Here is a 15,672-nt window from a genome sequence, read left to right as displayed (position 1 = left end):
TAGCAGCCGGCTGAAAAAAAGACGCCGCAGCGTCTTTTTGGTGGGGAGCTCAAGATTGCTTGCGGCGTCGTGCCAGGAAGCCCAGTACGCCCAGGCCGGCCAGCAGCATGCCATAGGTTTCTGGTTCAGGAACGGGAGCCAGGTTCAGGTTGAAGGTGCCGCCATAGCTGCCGCCATTGCTGTTGCCCATCACGGTGAGGACCATCGGGCCGTTGAACAGCAGGTTGGTTGGCGCTAGCACTTCGCCCTGGGCATAGCCGAAGACGGTGGGTCCGCCAAAGCCCGTCAGGGCGATGCCGTTCAGGTTGGCACTGCTGAAGTTGATGGACGAAGCATCGCTGCCCGTGACCGACAGGTTGGCCAGGAAGGCTTGCGCGGTCGAACCGAACGTGGCGTCGGGCGTGAAGGTGAAGGTGTCGGTAAAGGCGCCGAGCGGATCGGGCGTGGCGTTGAAGCCGCCCGTCCACAGGTTGCCGGTGGTGTTGATCAGGTCCACGTTGTACGCTGTCGCCTGCGCTACGCCGATGGAAGCCGCGCTCAAGAGTGCTACTGCGATGAGTGATTTCAGTTTCATTTTTATCCCCGCGAAAAAACGATTAATGTTTCAAAAAAACCGTACCGCTCAGATAAATTATCGCCAGGACATTTCATTGTCAATGAGCTATTTTTATATCATTATGCAAACTTAAATAGCTTATTTCTAATACACGGGCATGGCGCTCGTTATGTTGCAATATTAAAAACTCTAATTGTCAATATAATACTGAAAAATAATTGCGCAGCATGTGATGGAAAAATCGTTGCGCCAGTAACTAATTTCTGTCCAGCAAGGGAAGAATTAGAGTTACCGCCAGGCCGCCGTCCTCGCGGTTGGCCAGCGTGATGCGCCCGCCATGGGCTTCGGCGATTTCGCGCGCCAGCGCCAGGCCAAGTCCCGTGCCGCTGCGCTTGGTGGAATAAAACGGCACCAGCGCGTTTTCCAGCACGGCGCCGCTCATGCCCGGGCCGCGGTCGCGCACTTCGATGCGCAACTGCCCTTGCGCCAGGCTGACGTGCAGGCCGATGTGCTCTTCCCGCGAGCCCGATTCCAGCGCATTCTTGAGCAGGTTGAGCAGTGCCTGCTGCATTTGCGCCGCATCGAACACGGCCGCCTGCGCGGGCGGCGGGCAGTCGAGCCTGAAGGCCGCCTGCGAGGCCAGGCCATCGAGGAAAGGCTGCCACTCGCACGGCGCAAGGCGCGGCGCGGGCATCTTGGCAAAGCGCGCATAGCCGAGGATGAAGGTTTCCAGGTGGCGCGTGCGCTCTTCGATGGTGGCGAGGATTTGCGGCAGGCGTTCCGTCTGGCCGCGGCGTACCAGTTCGGCACCGGAATGGGCCAGCGAGGCCAGCGGCGCCAGCGAGTTGTTGAGTTCATGGCTGATGACGCGGATGACTTTTTTCCAGGTCTGCACTTCCTGGCGGCGCAGTTCCAGTGTCAGCTGGCGCAACAGCAGCAGTTCGTGCTTGCGCCCGTTCAGGCTGAAGCTGCGCCGCGCCAGGTGATACACCTCTTCCTGTTCCCCCTCGCCGCTGGTAAACAGGCCGTCGTTGCGGCGCGCGAGCGCCTCGGCCAGGGCCGGTGCCGCCTGCTGCACGATGTCGGCCAGGTGATGCCCTTCGAGCCGGCGGCCATGGTGCAGCAGCTGGCGCGCGGCCAGGTTGGCGTAGACGATGGCGCTGCCCTCGGCCACCAGCAGCATGGCCACCGGCGTGTTTTGCACCATGGTGTCGAGCAGCAGTTCGCGCTGCACCAGGTCCAGGCGCTGCTTGCGCAGCACGTCGCCGAGCGCATTGTGGGCCGCCACCAGGTCGGCCAGTTCATCGTTTTGCGGCCAGCGCAAGCTGAAGCCGAAGTCGCCGTCCTGGTAGCTGGCGACCGTGCCGCTCAGGGCGCGAAACAGCGACAGCATCGCCTGCAGCTGCGCGCGGATGGTAATGACGGCGACCGGCAACACGCACAGCAGGGTACCTGCCAGCACCAGCAGCGGCTGGTCGGGTAAAAAATGCGCGAGCAGCAGGGCGATGACGATGCCCAGCACCAGCAAGGTAACGATCAGCGCCGTCCAGCGCGTGAGCAGGGAGAGGCGCATGGGGCGGTTTGCCATCAGCCGCGCGCGATGCCCAGGCGTTCCATGCGCCGGTACAGCGCCTGGCGCGACAGCCCCAGTTCCTGCGCCGCCTGCGCCACCACGCCTTGCGCGCGCGCCAGCGCCGCGGTGACGCTGTCGCGGTCTGGCTCCGTCGCGGCGCCATCCTGCGGCGCGCGCAGCGATGGCACGCCTGCCAGCGGCAAGCCCGTCTCCTGCGCGCGGATCACTGGACCTGCCGTCAGCAGGCTGGCGCGCTGCATGACGTTTTTCAGTTCGCGCACATTGCCCGGCCAGCCATGGGCCAGCAGGGTCGCCTGCGCCTGCGCATCGAGCGTTTTCTCGCTGCCCAGGAAATGCCGCGCCAGTACCAGGATGTCAAGCGGGCGCTGGGCCAGCGGCGGCAGGCGCAGTTCGATCACGTTCAGGCGGTAAAACAGGTCTTCGCGGAACGTGCCGGCCTTGATCATCGCCGGCAGGTCGGCGTTACTGGCGCTGATGACGCGCACTTTCACCTGCCGCTCGCGGTTCGAACCGAGGCGCTCGAAGCGTCCCGTTTCCAGCACGCGCAGCAGCTTCATTTGCCCGGCCAGCGGCAGGTTGCCTATCTCGTCGAGGAACAGCGTGCCGCCGTCGGCCGCATCGAACTTGCCGTCGCGCGCGCGGGTGATGCCCGTGTACGCGCCGGCCTCGGCACCGAACAGTTCCGCCTCGATCAGGTCCACCGGCACGGCACCGCAATTGAGCACCACGAAAGGACCGCTGGCGACCTGGGAATTGGCTTGCACGATGGCGGCGATGCGTTCCTTGCCGCTGCCGTTCGGCCCCGAAATGAGCACGGGCACGTCGGCGCGCGCCACCTGGCACGCCAGGTGCACCACGCGTTCGGTGGCCGGGTCTTGCCACACCATGCCGCGCAAGTCGAAGTCGTGTTCCAGCGCGTGGCGCTGGCGCTGCTCGGCCACCACGCGCTGGCGCAGCGCGCGGTTGGCTTGTCCCAGCTCCAGCAGGTTTTGCACGCTGGCGATCAGGCGCCGGTCGTCCCATGGCTTGGCCAGGTAGTCGGCCGCGCCGGACTTGATCAGGTCAACGGCCGCGTCGAGCTGCGTCCAGGCTGTCAGCAGGACCACGGGCAGGTCCGGGTAGCGCGCGCGGATGGCGTGGAACAGCGCGCTGCCTTCCTCGCCCGAGGTGGTGTCGGCCGTGAAGTTCATGTCCTGCACCACCAGGTCGATGGCGTGGCGCTCGAGCAGCTGCAGGCCTTCCTCGGGCGAGGCGGCGCGCACGGCGTCGATCTCGTGCAGGGAGAACAGCACGTCGAGTGCGATGGCCACGGCGGCATTGTCGTCAATAATCAGTACGGTAGGCATGCGCGCAGCATATCACTCAGGTGCCGGCTCAGGTACTGCGGGTGGCAGTGGCCGGCGAAATACTGGCCGCGCGCCATGCCGGACCGTACACGGCGCCCACGCCCAGCAGCCAGAACACCAGCGCACCGGCCAGCAGATAGCCGGGCGGCAGGCGCGCCATTTCCAGCTGGCTTACCAGCAGCTGGTTCAAGCCCAATGCCAGCAGCACGCCGCATGCCACGCCGACGCTGGTGATCATGAAATTCTCGGTCAGGAAATAGCGCAGGATGTCGATGCGGCGCGCGCCGAGCGCGCGCCGCACGCCGATCTGCTTGCGCCGCTGCGAGACCCACAGGCTGGCGATGCCGACGATGCCGCTGGCCGTCACCAGCAGCAGCAGGGTGCTGACGGCGATGAGCATCCAGGACAAGCCCCGGTCGGCCAGATAACGTGCTTTGCGGTGCTGTTCCAGGGTATCCGTGCGCACCAGCAGGCGCTCGCTGCTGGACTTGCGGATCGCTTGTTCCGCCTCTTTCATCAGGCGGTCGCGCTGGCCTGGTTCTGCCCGCACGGCAAATAGCAGCGAATCGCGCCCGCCCGTCAGGCGCGCCGGCAGGATGATCGAATACTCGCCCTGGGCGCCGACCTGGCCGACCTGGGTCTGCAGCCGTTCCACCACGCCGATCACGCGCATCTCGTCATCGTTGTCGCCGGTGCCATTGAACAGGGGTTTGCCGACAAAGCTGGTTTCGCCGGGCCAGATCTTTTGCGCCGCGGCGCGCGTCACGATCACCACCTTGGGGAAGCTTTCATCGACGTCTTCATTGATTTCCGGGACCTCGTCGGCATGGAAATCGCGCCCTTCCACCAGCTTCAATCCATATGTCTTGACCAGCGAATCGGGCGTGACGTACATCGAGGTGCTGGCGCTGGCCGCGGCCTGTCCGCGTTTGGCCGCGACGTTGGTGCTGCTGCCGGAGCGCGACAGAACCGCCTGCGTGGTTTGCGCCACGGAGACCACGCCCGGCAGGGCGCGCAGTATCGCGGCCTGGCGCTTCTGCTCGGCTATCTGGCGTTGCGGGCTGCCTTTGTCCATGCTCTGGACTTTGACATAGAAGATGTCGTTTTCGGCTACCACGCCGGTGGGACGGGCGGCGATGGCCTGGCGCAGGTTGACGATGTACAAGGCGTTGGCCAGGATGGCGAGGCTGATGGCGACTTGCACGGCGACGAGCACGGCGCCGGTCTTGTTGCGCATCAGCGCCGACAGGATGGGGCGGATTTCCATGTTGGGCCTCATTGTGAAAAGGTGGGTGTCATTGGGATTTGAGCTGCATGGCCGGCGTGACCTGGCAGGCGCGCCAGGTGGGCAACAGCCCTGCGAGCAAGGCCGCCAGTACGGAAACGGCAAACGTCAGCAGTAGCATCGGGACATCCAGGTGCGCCACGGTGCCCAGCTCTTTCGACTGCGAACTCACCACGGCCAGGGCGGCATAGGCCAGCAACAGGCCCAGCACGCCGCCGGCCAGCCCGATGACGCCTGTCTCAATGAGGAACTGGCGGAAGATGTCGCGCTGCGTGGCGCCCAGCGCACGGCGGATGCCGACTTCCGCCGCCCGCACGGAGAACTTGGCCAGCAGCAGGCCGATGGTGTTGACCAGGCAGAGCAGCAGGAAGCCGAAGGCCAGCCAGGTGGCCAGCTTGTTGTCGTTGTCGACAACGTTCAGGAAATCGAGCCACTGCCTGACGTCGTACAGCATGTTGGGAGCATGGCGCGGCATGCGGCCCAGCTTGCGCTGTTCGGCCGCATAGCTGTCGAGATAAGCCTGCAGGTCGCTGCGTTCGCCGGCGCTGGCCATTTCGAACCAGAATTGCAGCCAGGTGCAGTCCGATGCCAGGATGCCCTGGTAACCGGGGCTGCGCTCGACGCCGCTGCAGGCCATGCCGCCGTCATGCCCCGTTTCGTGGCGAATGGCGCTGGCAAACGGAATGAAGAATTCATCCTCCGTGCCGAAAGCACCCTTGCTGCCGATGATGCGGTGCACGCGCGGCACGGGGTCCCACTGAGCGAGCACGCCGCTGACCAGATAGGGACGTCCCAGCACCGTCACGCGCTGGCCCACGGGATTGACTGTGCCCAGCAGCTTTTCCGCCAGGGCGCGGCTCAGGACGATGACGTCGGCGCCGCTGTCGTCGTCGGCTTCGCTCCATGGCTGGCCATACAGGAAGGGCACTTCAAACATGGCAAAGAAATCGCGTGTGGGAGCCAGGCCCTGGGCCCGGAAGGCGCCGAGGTCCCTGCGCGCCGGTTCCACGGGGCCGGCCACGCCGTACATGACGCTGCGGCGGATGCCTATCTTGCTGGCCATGAAGTTCTTCGCATCGGTATAGGCGAGTTGTGCCTGGCCGAAGCTGGGCTTGGTGCCCGGCGTATAGCCTTTCAAGGGAACTACGTCGATCATCGGCACGAACATGCGGTCGCTCTTGTGCGGCAAGGGGTCGCCCGACATGGCGTGCAGGATGGTCACGGTGGCCACGCTGGCGGCCACGCCGACAGCCAGGGTCAGCACCATCAATGCCGTCAGGGCGGGATTGCGGCGCAGGTTGCGCAGGCCCAGCTTGAAATAGTAGTGGAACATGGCGGCTCCTAGGCGGTCGCGTGCTGTGGCCTGGCCGACAGCGTGGCGCCATGCTGCACCAGGTCCGACACCTGGCCGTCGATGATGTGCACGTTGCGTTGCGAACGCAGCGCCAGTTCCGGATCGTGCGTCACCATCAGGATGGTCGTGCCTTGCGCGTTGATGTCCTCCAGCAGTTCCATCACGCCGCGCGCCATCTGCGTGTCCAGGTTGCCCGTCGGTTCATCGGCCAGCAGCAGTTTCGGCGAGCCGGCCAGCGCGCGTGCGATCGCCACGCGTTGTTGCTGCCCGCCCGACAGTTCGGCCGGATAATGCTTCATGCGCGAGGCCAGTCCCACCTTGGCCAGCGCATCCTCGATGCGTTCGCGGCGCTCGGCGCTGTTGAAGCCCCGGTAGCGCAGCGGCACGTCGACATTGTCGAACAGCGACAGGTCGGGAATCAGGTTGAAACCCTGGAAGATGAAGCCCAGTTTTTCATTGCGCAGGCGCGAGCGGGCATTATCGTCCATGCCCTTGACGTTGACGCCGTCGAGGATGTATTCGCCATCGGTGAATTCCTCGAGCAGCCCGGCGATGTTCAGGAAGCTTGTCTTGCCGGAGCCGGATGGTCCCGTGACGGTGACGAATTCGCCCTGGCGAACGTGGATCTCGAAGCCGCGCAGCGCGTGCGTTTCGATCATGTGGGTGCGGTAGATCTTGCTCAGGTTTTGCATGCGCAGCATGGGAAGCCTCCTTGTTGACTGAAATTAATTGAGTGCGACGCGGGCCGCGTTCGCGAAATTTTCCGTACCGGCGACCACCACCTTGTCGCCCAGCTTCAGGCCCCCCAGAATCTCGACGGCCGAGATGCTGGTGGCGCCCAGCTTGATGGGCGTGCGCACGGCCACGCCATCGCGCACCACGTAGGCAAAGCGTCCGCCTTCGGCTTCGACGAAGGACCCGCGCGCCAGCATCAGCACATTGGGCCGCTCGTCGATCAACAGGCGTGCCGAGACGCGCTGGTTCTGGCGCAGGCCGGCCGGCTGTTCGCCGTTGAAGCGCACGCGCGCCAGCACCTGGTTCTTGACCACTTCGGGCGACAGCGCCGACAGCTTGCCGGAGGCGCGGATGGCGCCCGTTTCGATCTCGGCGCTCATGCCCAGGCCGATGTCGGCCACATACGTTTCCGGTACTTCCAGCTCCACTTCCAGCTGCGACAGGTCGACCAGGGTCATCAGGGCCGTGTTGGCCTGCACCACGCTGCGGTTGGCCACCGACAGCGTGCCGATGAAGCCATTGACGGGCGCGCGCACGGTCAGCTCGTCGACCCTGCGCTGGGCGTTGTCGCGGCTCAGGCGCTGGCGTTCCAGTTCGTTGACCCGGGTCTTCAGCGCCAGGGTCACGTCCTCGCCTTCCAGGCCCGCCGCCTGCGAAGCGTGCTTGCTGCGGATCTCGGCGGAATTCAAGGCATCCTTGGCCTTCTGGTAATCGATCTTGGCGATGATGCCCACCTGCGCCACGCTTTCATAGCGCTCCAGCGTGCGCTGGGCGGACAGGCGCTCGATTTCCGCCGTGTCCGCTTCGCGCCGGGCCAGCAGTTTCTGTTTCTTGGCCAGGATCTGCTGGCGCGCCACTTCCGCTTCCAGCTGCTGCACGCTCGACTGCTCGCGTTTCAGCGCGTCCGACAGGTCGGGCGACTCCAGCACGGCCAGGATGTCGCCCTTCTTGACGGTGTCGCCGGCCTTCGCTTTCAGCGTGACGGTGGCCACGGTGGTCGAATACAGCGTGGGGCTGATGGCGGCCACCACGCGTCCGTTCACGGCGGCGTCGCGGATCAGGGTGCCGCGCGTGACGTCGGCGATGCGCAGGCGGTCGGCATTGACGGAATGTTCGCTGTTGCGCCAGCCGGCTACGGCAGCGATGGCGGCGCCGATGACGACGGCGGCGGCGGCCAGCAGCAGGGCGCGTTTCTTGTGGCGCTGGCCCGGCGGGGCGGACAGGACGGCGTCTTGGGAGGAAGTATCGCGGATCATGGTCAGGTCTCGTGAAGGATACCTTTCTCAATGCACGATCCGTGCCAGTTGTTAAGTCGTTGATTTGAATGGGGAAAATATTTGGCGTCCGGCTGTCCGCCGTGTCCGCGTTGTCCAGCATGTCCGTCCGCGCAGGTTGCACTTGATAAATTGGCAATCGCCTGCATCTGCGGGAACATACCTTTCATAGACTCCTCCACAGGCGCCATGCATCCGTTCCTCCAGCAACTTTTCCCTGCCCGTGTCTTCGCGCCGGCGCTCGATTATCCTTTTGCGCGCAGCGACGTGGCAATGCTGCAGCGGCTGGCGGGCGAGGCGCCAGCGCTGGATGAGCAGACCTGGAACGAGCTGCTGCTCGACCAGTATGCGGCGCAGTTGGCGCGCGAGACCAGTATCTTCGGCCAGCAGGAGCTGCACCGGCGTCTGAGCGGCGGCCAGGCTGATCCTGCCTCCATTGCGCGCGTCCGGCGATTGCTGGACGATCCGGCCCAGGCGGCCAGCCTGCAGCGCGCCTGCCTGCCCTTGCGTCAGGCTGATAAGGAAGTGTGCGCAACCCTGTTTGGTGCGGCGCTGGCGCCGGCGCCCTGGTGGCGCGCCTGGCTCTGGCTGGTGCCGCTGGCCTTGTTGCTGGCCATCGCCGCTACCTGGCTGATGGGGTGGCCGGCCCTGTTCGGCGTGCTGGCCGCCTGTGTTGCGCTGATGACCGTGCAGGTGCGTTTTTACGAAAGCGCCAAGCTATGGGAACGCACGCTCGATACCTTGCGCCATCTGCTGAAAACCCGTGCCGCGCTGGTGCGGCTCGATGTACCGGCAGCCTTGCCATTGGCTGCCGGCAGCGCGCAGGCGGCCAAGCTGACGCGCGCCATCGAGCGCTCGCTGCTGCATTACGTGCCCTTCATCGATACGCTGCTGGTCGAATATGGCGACTGGCTCCTGCTGAAAAACGTCAAGCGCTATTTCCGCACGCGCCAGCTGGTGGCGCAGCAGCTGCCCTTTTTGCGCGACAGCTTTACCCGGGTGGCCCAGCTGGAAGCAGACCTGGCCCTGGCGCGCCACCTGCGCGGCCGCGCGCAGTTTTGCTGGGCGCAGGAAAGCGATGCGCGCCAATTGTCGCTCGACGCGATGGTGCATCCGCTGCTGGACGGCGCCAAGCCGCTGTCGCTGCGGCTCGATGGCCGCGGCGCCTTCATTTCGGGGCAGAATGCGGTGGGCAAAAGTACCCTGCTGCGTGGCGTGGGGCTCAATCTGATCAGTGCGCGCGCCTTCGGCTTTTGCTATGCGCAGGCGGCCCGGGTGCCCATGCTGCCCCTGTATTCGAGCATGCAGAATGAAGACTCGCTCGATGGCGGTGAAAGTTTGTACATTGCCGAATTGCGGCGCGCGCGCGAATTGCTGGCGCTGGCCGGGGAGGGCGCGCCGGCGCTGTTCCTGATCGATGAAATCTTCCGCGGCACGAACCACCTCGAATCCGTGGCGGCGGCCGCTGCCGTGCTGCATTCCCTGGCCGCGCGCCACCTGGTGATCGTCTCGTCGCACAATCTGGTATTGGGGCCGCTGCTGGAAGACTGTCTGGCGCCGTGGTGCGTGGGCCGCGATGACGCCGGCGCGCTGCTGCTGGCGCCGGGCGTGCTGCAGGCCACGAATGGCATCGCCCTGCTGGCGCAGCGCGGCTTTGACGCCGGTATCGCAGACAAGGCCGGGCGCGTCTTCGACTGGCTCAGCACGCACATGGCGCAGCCGGCCGATTGCGGCGGCGTGCTCGAACGGGCCTGATGGCCGCGCTTATTTGTCCTGCTTTTCCGGCGTGCTCTTGTCGATCACTTCGCGGCAATCGCCGCGGATGATGGCGTTGTCGTAGTTGGTCCAGCCGTAGCTGTCGACGTAGCGCTTGTGCTGCTTGAAGCGGGGGCTGGCGATGCTCCACTCTGGCTGTTCGCCGGCGAAGCGGATGTCGCCCAGGTCGAGCAGCGTATGGAACATGTTTTCCGTCGACAGGCGCGCCTTTTGATGGCGCTGCAGCTGTGTCACCTTGTCCGGATAGTGCCGCTGGAATTGCGGCGAGTACCAGACGAAGGCGGGCACGTGGAATTCGAACTGTGTGTTGTGGCCGTGGAAGGCCAGGCGGCAGGTGCCGTCGTACAGGGTCTGGCCATGGTCGGCCACATAGACGAGAGAGCTGCGCAGGGCGGTGCGCTGGCCATCGTCCTTCAGCATGCCGATCACGTTCGACAGGAACCAGTCCGTGTACAGGATGGAACTGTCGTAGCTGTTGTTCAGCTGCGGCTTGATGGCCGTGTCCGTGTAGACGGGCTTGTCGACGCCGAACAGCGACGGTTGCCACTTGTCGAACGCTTTCGGATAGCGCTGGCTGTAGTTCCAGTGGCTGCCCAGGGTGTGCAGCACGATGAGTTTTTTCGGCGCCGGGTCGGCCAGCGCGTTCTTGAACGGGTCGAACAGGATCTGGTCGAAGTTTGAATTGTTGGTAAAGCCGCCCAGGTTCAGGAATTGCACTACGTCCGCTTCCTTGGCAAAGACGGACACGGGCGTGTCGAACTGGCCGAACGAAATCTGGTTCGACAGCCAGTAGGTCTTGAAGCCCGCTTCCTTGTAGGCGGTGAGGAAGGATTTCTCCGAGAAGCCATCCTTGAGGCTTTGCGTGGCCGGCTTGCGCGAGATGATGACGGGCACGGACAGGCGCGTGGCGGAAACGGCCGTGATGACGTCGGCCAGCGGCACCAGGTTGGCTTCCTGCTTCAGCAGGGGATTGGTGTCGCGCTCGTAACCGTTCAGGCTCCAGCGGTCGTAGCGCGACGATTCGCCGATCACCATGACCACCACTTCCGGATGGGGATCGGGCTGTTGCTGGTGCGCGCCGAAACGGAAGCTGCTGCTTTTCTGTCCCAGTTCGGCCAGGTATTTGCGTTCCTTGTAGAAATCGAAGCCGCGCGCGGCCAGGCCGAAGGGCCAGGAATTGCTGACGGTGTCGAAGGCGTAGGGCAGGCGCGCCCAGTGAGGCAGGCTGGGCCAACCCAGGCCCGTCTCGTCGGCGCCGGCGATGCTGGCGTTCTCCGGCTTGCTGCTTTCCTCGTCTTCCTCGGCCGTTTCGTCATCGGCCGAGCTGGCGTCGCCGAAGCCGGAGGCGCCCGCCTTGCCGCTGGCCGCCGAGTTGCCGGCCTTGGCCGATGCTGGGGCGCTGTGCAGGACTTTGGCGTCGAAACCGAATTCGTAGCCATACCACCAGAAGCCGCCCAGCAGGAGCAACAGCACGAAGGCGGCCGGGCGCGTCTTGCCGCGCCAGTCGAGGTCGCGCGTGCGCGCGGCCGCAAACCAACTGGCAGCGCACCAGGCGATCACGCTCAGCATGACGGCGCCCATCAGCCATACTTTTTGCCCGAGGAATTCCATCGCTTCCTTGGGGCTGGTTTCGAAGATGATACCCAGGTGGTGCGTGGAAATGCCCTGGCCATAGAAGATGAACAGGTAGATTTCCGTCGGCAGGGCCAGGAAGGCGGGCACCAGCAGCCAGTGGAAATATGCGGGGCGCTTGAACACGCTCCAGACGGCCAGCCAGGCCAGCAGTTCGAACGTGAGCATCTGCCAGGGATGCTCGGGCGCACGTCCCAGCAGCGCGGGGATGAAGGGCACGGCCGTCAGCAAGGCGTAGGTCAGCAGCAGGAACAGATTGGCGGGGCGAAGCAAGGGGCGCATAAAGGAGGGCAGCGAAAAATGTCCGCTATTATCAATCCTTTTGTTGTCTTGCGGTCATACAAGAATGTGTGGCCCCGATGCTTGGTTGTAGAGAAAGAATGCCAAATCATCAAGCGCTGCGAGGTGCCGGCGCCCGCGCGCCGCCCCCAAAGATTAGTCAAAATGCCACAAAAGTGCCGCTTTTTTGCCTTTTTTTATAGCAAAAAGCGGTAAACTGATTGACCCCCTGTAACACAAGGTCTAAACTAGCGAGTTCTCGATTTTATTCTGCTCATCGTTTACGTATTGCTTGGCATTTCATGGCCGCTCCTTATCGAGTGGCTGCGGGCGCCTCCGGTGCGCAGTAGATGAAAGCGGGACGAGGTTTTAGTCGCCGGGCATCTTGCCCGGGTTATTAATCGTAGTTTTTTGTTGGATTTATAACGATGCCAACCATCAATCAATTGATTCGCAATCCACGCGTCGCTTTGACCGTGAAGAGCAAATCGCCGGCGCTGGAAAACAGCCCGCAAAAACGTGGCGTCTGCACACGTGTTTACACCACGACTCCAAAGAAGCCTAACTCGGCTCTGCGTAAAGTCGCTAAAGTTCGTCTGACCAATGGTTTCGAAGTCATTTCGTACATTGGCGGTGAAGGCCATAACCTGCAAGAGCATAGTGTTGTGCTGTTGCGCGGCGGTCGCGTTAAGGATTTGCCGGGTGTGCGTTACCACATGGTTCGCGGTGCCCTGGATACCCAAGGCGTTAAAGACCGTAAGCAATCGCGTTCGAAGTACGGTACCAAGCGCGCTAAAGCAGGCAAGAAGTAATAGGTTGTACGCAGCAAACCCAAGTTTCGCTCAGTGGCAACTAGCTAAGTGAATGTAGTCGACCGCATCTGGTCGAGTAAGTGGAGGACTATGATGGTCGTCCGCGAGTGTGCGAAGAACGCGCGCTCAACTGAAGATTGAAAGGAATTGATATGCCACGTCGTCGTGAAGTACCCAAGCGCGAAATTTTGCCAGATCCAAAATTCGGCAACACTGATGTCGCTAAATTTGTAAACGTGCTGATGCTGTCCGGTAAGAAATCGGTTGCAGAAAACATCATCTACGGTGCTTTCGAGCACATCGCAGCAAAATCGGGTAAAGATCCACTCGAAGTTTTTGCTACCGCAATCAACAACGCCAAGCCGTTGGTTGAGGTGAAATCCCGTCGCGTCGGTGGTGCAAACTACCAGGTGCCGGTCGAAGTTCGCCCAGTCCGTCGTATGGCTCTGTCCATGCGTTGGTTGCGTGAAGCTGCTAACAAGCGCAGCGAAAAATCGATGCCACAACGCCTCGGCGGTGAGCTGATGGAAGCGGCTGAAAGCCGCGGCGGCGCGATGAAAAAACGCGACGAAGTCCATCGTATGGCTGAAGCGAACAAAGCGTTCTCGCATTTCCGCTTCTAATATAAAGCCAGCTACCGCAAGGCGGCTGTCAAGCATCTGTTGTTCGAGGCCGGGCTCATTTTTGCAAAAAAATGCTGCTCGGTTTTGTCCATTCATTTAGGATTAATTATGGCCCGCAAGACCCCCATTGAGCGCTATCGTAATATCGGTATCTCCGCTCACATCGATGCAGGTAAGACGACCACGACCGAGCGCGTCCTGTTCTACACAGGCGTGAACCACAAGCTGGGCGAAGTCCATGATGGCGCTGCCACCACCGACTGGATGGCACAAGAGCAAGAGCGCGGTATCACGATTACCTCGGCTGCTGTTACGTGCTTCTGGAAAGGCATGGCTAACAACTTCCCAGCTCACCACATCAACATCATCGACACCCCAGGCCACGTTGACTTCACCATTGAAGTGGAACGTTCGATGCGCGTGTTGGATGGCGCCTGCATGGTTTACTGTGCAGTCGGCGGCGTGCAGCCACAATCGGAAACGGTATGGCGTCAGGCTAACAAGTACAAAGTGCCACGTCTGGCCTTCGTGAACAAGATGGACCGTACCGGCGCCAACTTCTTCAAGGTCTACGATCAGATGCGTTCGCGTCTGAAAGCCAACCCAGTACCTATTCAGATGCCTATCGGCGCTGAAGACGTCTTCACCGGTGTTATCGATCTGGTCAAGATGAAAGCGGTTATCTGGGACGACGCTTCGCAAGGCATGAAGTTTGAATACGAAGACATCCCTGCACACCTGGCCGCTGATGCTGCCAAGTGGCGCGAGAACATGGTTGAAGCCGCTGCTGAAGCGTCGGAAGACCTGATGAACAAGTACCTGGAAGAAGGCGACCTGTCGGAAGCCGAGATCAAGGCTGCTCTGCGTCAACGTACCATTGCCAGCGAAATCGTTCCAATGCTGTGCGGTACCGCCTTTAAAAACAAGGGCGTACAAGCCATGTTGGACGCGGTCATCGAGTACCTGCCATCGCCAATCGACATTCCGCCAGTACCTGGTCTGGATGAAGATGAACAGCCTGTCGAGCGTAAAGCTGACGACGACGAGAAATTCTCGGCGCTGGCGTTCAAGATCGCAACCGATCCGTTCGTGGGTCAGCTGTGCTTCATCCGTTGCTACTCGGGTACCCTGAATTCGGGCGACTCGGTGTTGAACTCCGTGAAGCAGAAGAAAGAGCGTATCGGCCGTATCGTGCAGATGCAAGCGAACGAACGCGAAGAAATCAAGGAAATGCGCGCTGGCGACATCGCCGCCGTTGTGGGTCTGAAAGACACCACCACTGGCGATACGCTTTGCGACGACAAGGCAAGCGTGGTTCTGGAGCGCATGGTCTTCCCTGAGCCAGTGATTTCGCAAGCGGTTGAGCCAAAAACCAAGGCCGATCAGGAAAAAATGGGCTTGGCGCTGAACCGTCTGGCAGCAGAAGATCCATCGTTCCGCGTGCGTACCGATGAAGAATCGGGCCAGACCATCATCGCCGGTATGGGCGAGTTGCATCTGGACATCATCGTTGACCGCATGAAGCGCGAATTCAACGTTGAAGCCACCGTCGGCAAGCCACAAGTGGCTTACCGCGAAACGATCCGTAAAGTGTGCGAAGAGTCGGAAGGCAAATTCGTCAAGCAATCGGGTGGTCGTGGTCAATACGGTCACGTGGTTCTGAAGATCGAACCGCAAGAACCGGGCAAGGGCTTTGAATTCGTTGACGCGATCAAGGGCGGTACCGTTCCTCGCGAATACATCCCTGCAGTTGAAAAAGGTGTGCGCGACACGCTGACTTCGGGCGTGATGGCTGGCTACCCAGTCGTTGACGTTAAAGTCACGCTGTTCTTCGGTTCGTACCATGATGTTGACTCGAACGAAAATGCATTCCGCATGGCCGCTTCGATGGCATTCAAAGATGGCTGCCGCAAAGCATCGCCAGTCATCCTGGAGCCGATGATGGCCGTGGAAGTGGAAACGCCGGAAGACTACGCCGGTACCGTGATGGGCGATCTGTCGTCGCGTCGCGGCATGGTGCAAGGTATGGATGAAATTGCTGGCGGTGGCGGCAAGATCATCAAGGCCGAAGTGCCTCTGTCGGAAATGTTCGGCTACGCTACGTCGTTGCGTTCGTCGACCCAAGGTCGTGCGACTTACACGATGGAATTCAAGCACTATGCTGAAGCACCTAAGCATGTGACTGAAGCAATCGTAAGCTCGAAAGCTAAGTAATAGAAGTTCCGGGCCGGCTTTCACGAGAATGCCGGTCCCTACATTTAAATCATTGTTCTAAGGAAGAATAAAATGGCAAAAGGTAAATTCGAACGGACCAAGCCGCACGTCAACGTCGGCACCATCGGCCACGTCGACCACGGTAAAACCACGCTGACCGCTGCAATCGCAACGGTTCTGTCGAAGAAATTC

13 protein-coding genes are annotated in these 15,672 nt (G+C 62.0%); 5 read left to right on the top strand and 8 right to left on the bottom strand.

The features are described 5' to 3' along the window. Window positions 1–49: 49 nt before the first annotated feature. The 7 genes from O3299_RS27735 to O3299_RS27705 form a co-directional block, all read right to left on the bottom strand. A complete protein-coding gene (locus tag O3299_RS27735) occupies window positions 50–574 on the bottom strand; it encodes an FxDxF family PEP-CTERM protein (protein WP_099665750.1) in 525 nt (174 codons plus the stop codon). A gap of 238 nt (window positions 575–812) precedes the next feature. Further along, window positions 813–2,144 (bottom strand): PAS domain-containing sensor histidine kinase, encoded by a 1,332-nt coding sequence (locus tag O3299_RS27730; protein ID WP_369812303.1) that lies wholly within the window; start codon window positions 2,142–2,144, stop codon window positions 813–815. Then, on the bottom strand, window positions 2,144–3,496 hold the full coding sequence (locus O3299_RS27725) for a sigma-54 dependent transcriptional regulator (RefSeq protein WP_099665748.1): 1,353 nt from the start codon (window positions 3,494–3,496) through the stop codon (window positions 2,144–2,146). Before O3299_RS27725 ends, O3299_RS27730 begins: the two co-directional genes overlap by 1 nt. 28 nt (window positions 3,497–3,524) lie before the next feature. Continuing rightward, a complete protein-coding gene (locus O3299_RS27720) occupies window positions 3,525–4,763 on the bottom strand; it encodes an ABC transporter permease (protein ID WP_099665747.1) in 1,239 nt (412 codons plus the stop codon). Window positions 4,764–4,791: 28 nt separating this feature from the next. Beyond that, window positions 4,792–6,114, bottom strand: coding sequence for an ABC transporter permease (locus O3299_RS27715; RefSeq protein ID WP_099665746.1), 1,323 nt, complete (start codon window positions 6,112–6,114; stop codon window positions 4,792–4,794). Window positions 6,115–6,122: 8 nt separating this feature from the next. Next, window positions 6,123–6,836, bottom strand: coding sequence for an ABC transporter ATP-binding protein (locus tag O3299_RS27710; RefSeq protein WP_099665745.1), 714 nt, complete (start codon window positions 6,834–6,836; stop codon window positions 6,123–6,125). Window positions 6,837–6,860: 24 nt separating this feature from the next. Next, window positions 6,861–8,126 (bottom strand): efflux RND transporter periplasmic adaptor subunit, encoded by a 1,266-nt coding sequence (locus O3299_RS27705; RefSeq protein ID WP_305063657.1) that lies wholly within the window; start codon window positions 8,124–8,126, stop codon window positions 6,861–6,863. Between the two features lie 207 nt (window positions 8,127–8,333). Between O3299_RS27705 and O3299_RS27700 the strand changes: the two genes are divergently transcribed. Continuing rightward, the gene (locus tag O3299_RS27700) at window positions 8,334–9,899 is read left to right on the top strand and encodes a DNA mismatch repair protein MutS (protein ID WP_305063656.1); all 1,566 of its coding nucleotides are present in this window, start codon (window positions 8,334–8,336) and stop codon (window positions 9,897–9,899) included. 9 nt (window positions 9,900–9,908) lie between these two features. Here the strand turns inward: O3299_RS27700 and O3299_RS27695 are convergent, their stop codons facing one another. After that, a complete protein-coding gene (locus O3299_RS27695) occupies window positions 9,909–11,834 on the bottom strand; it encodes a phosphoethanolamine transferase (protein WP_305063655.1) in 1,926 nt (641 codons plus the stop codon). A 425-nt stretch (window positions 11,835–12,259) separates the two neighbouring features. On the opposite strand from O3299_RS27695, the gene rpsL reads away from it, so the two are divergent. The 4 genes from rpsL to O3299_RS27675 form a co-directional block, all read left to right on the top strand. Further along, window positions 12,260–12,643: a 30S ribosomal protein S12 gene (gene rpsL, locus O3299_RS27690; protein ID WP_010394376.1), complete on the top strand. Its 384-nt coding sequence runs from the start codon at window positions 12,260–12,262 to the stop codon at window positions 12,641–12,643. 152 nt (window positions 12,644–12,795) lie between these two features. Continuing rightward, window positions 12,796–13,266: a 30S ribosomal protein S7 gene (rpsG, locus tag O3299_RS27685; RefSeq protein ID WP_010394377.1), complete on the top strand. Its 471-nt coding sequence runs from the start codon at window positions 12,796–12,798 to the stop codon at window positions 13,264–13,266. A 108-nt stretch (window positions 13,267–13,374) separates the two neighbouring features. After that, window positions 13,375–15,480 carry an elongation factor G gene (gene fusA / locus O3299_RS27680; protein ID WP_077398827.1) on the top strand — a complete coding sequence of 702 codons (2,106 nt, stop codon included), beginning with the start codon at window positions 13,375–13,377 and terminating at the stop codon, window positions 15,478–15,480. A 72-nt stretch (window positions 15,481–15,552) separates the two neighbouring features. Further along, window positions 15,553–15,672: GTP-binding protein (locus O3299_RS27675; protein ID WP_017452634.1), on the top strand; the 120-nt coding region annotated here is incomplete at its 3' end.

It is taken from the genome of Janthinobacterium sp. SUN176 (assembly GCF_030587335.1).
Taxonomy (GTDB): Bacteria; Pseudomonadota; Gammaproteobacteria; order Burkholderiales; family Burkholderiaceae_D; genus Janthinobacterium; species Janthinobacterium kumbetense.
This window is presented reverse-complemented; position numbering and strand designations above follow the sequence as displayed.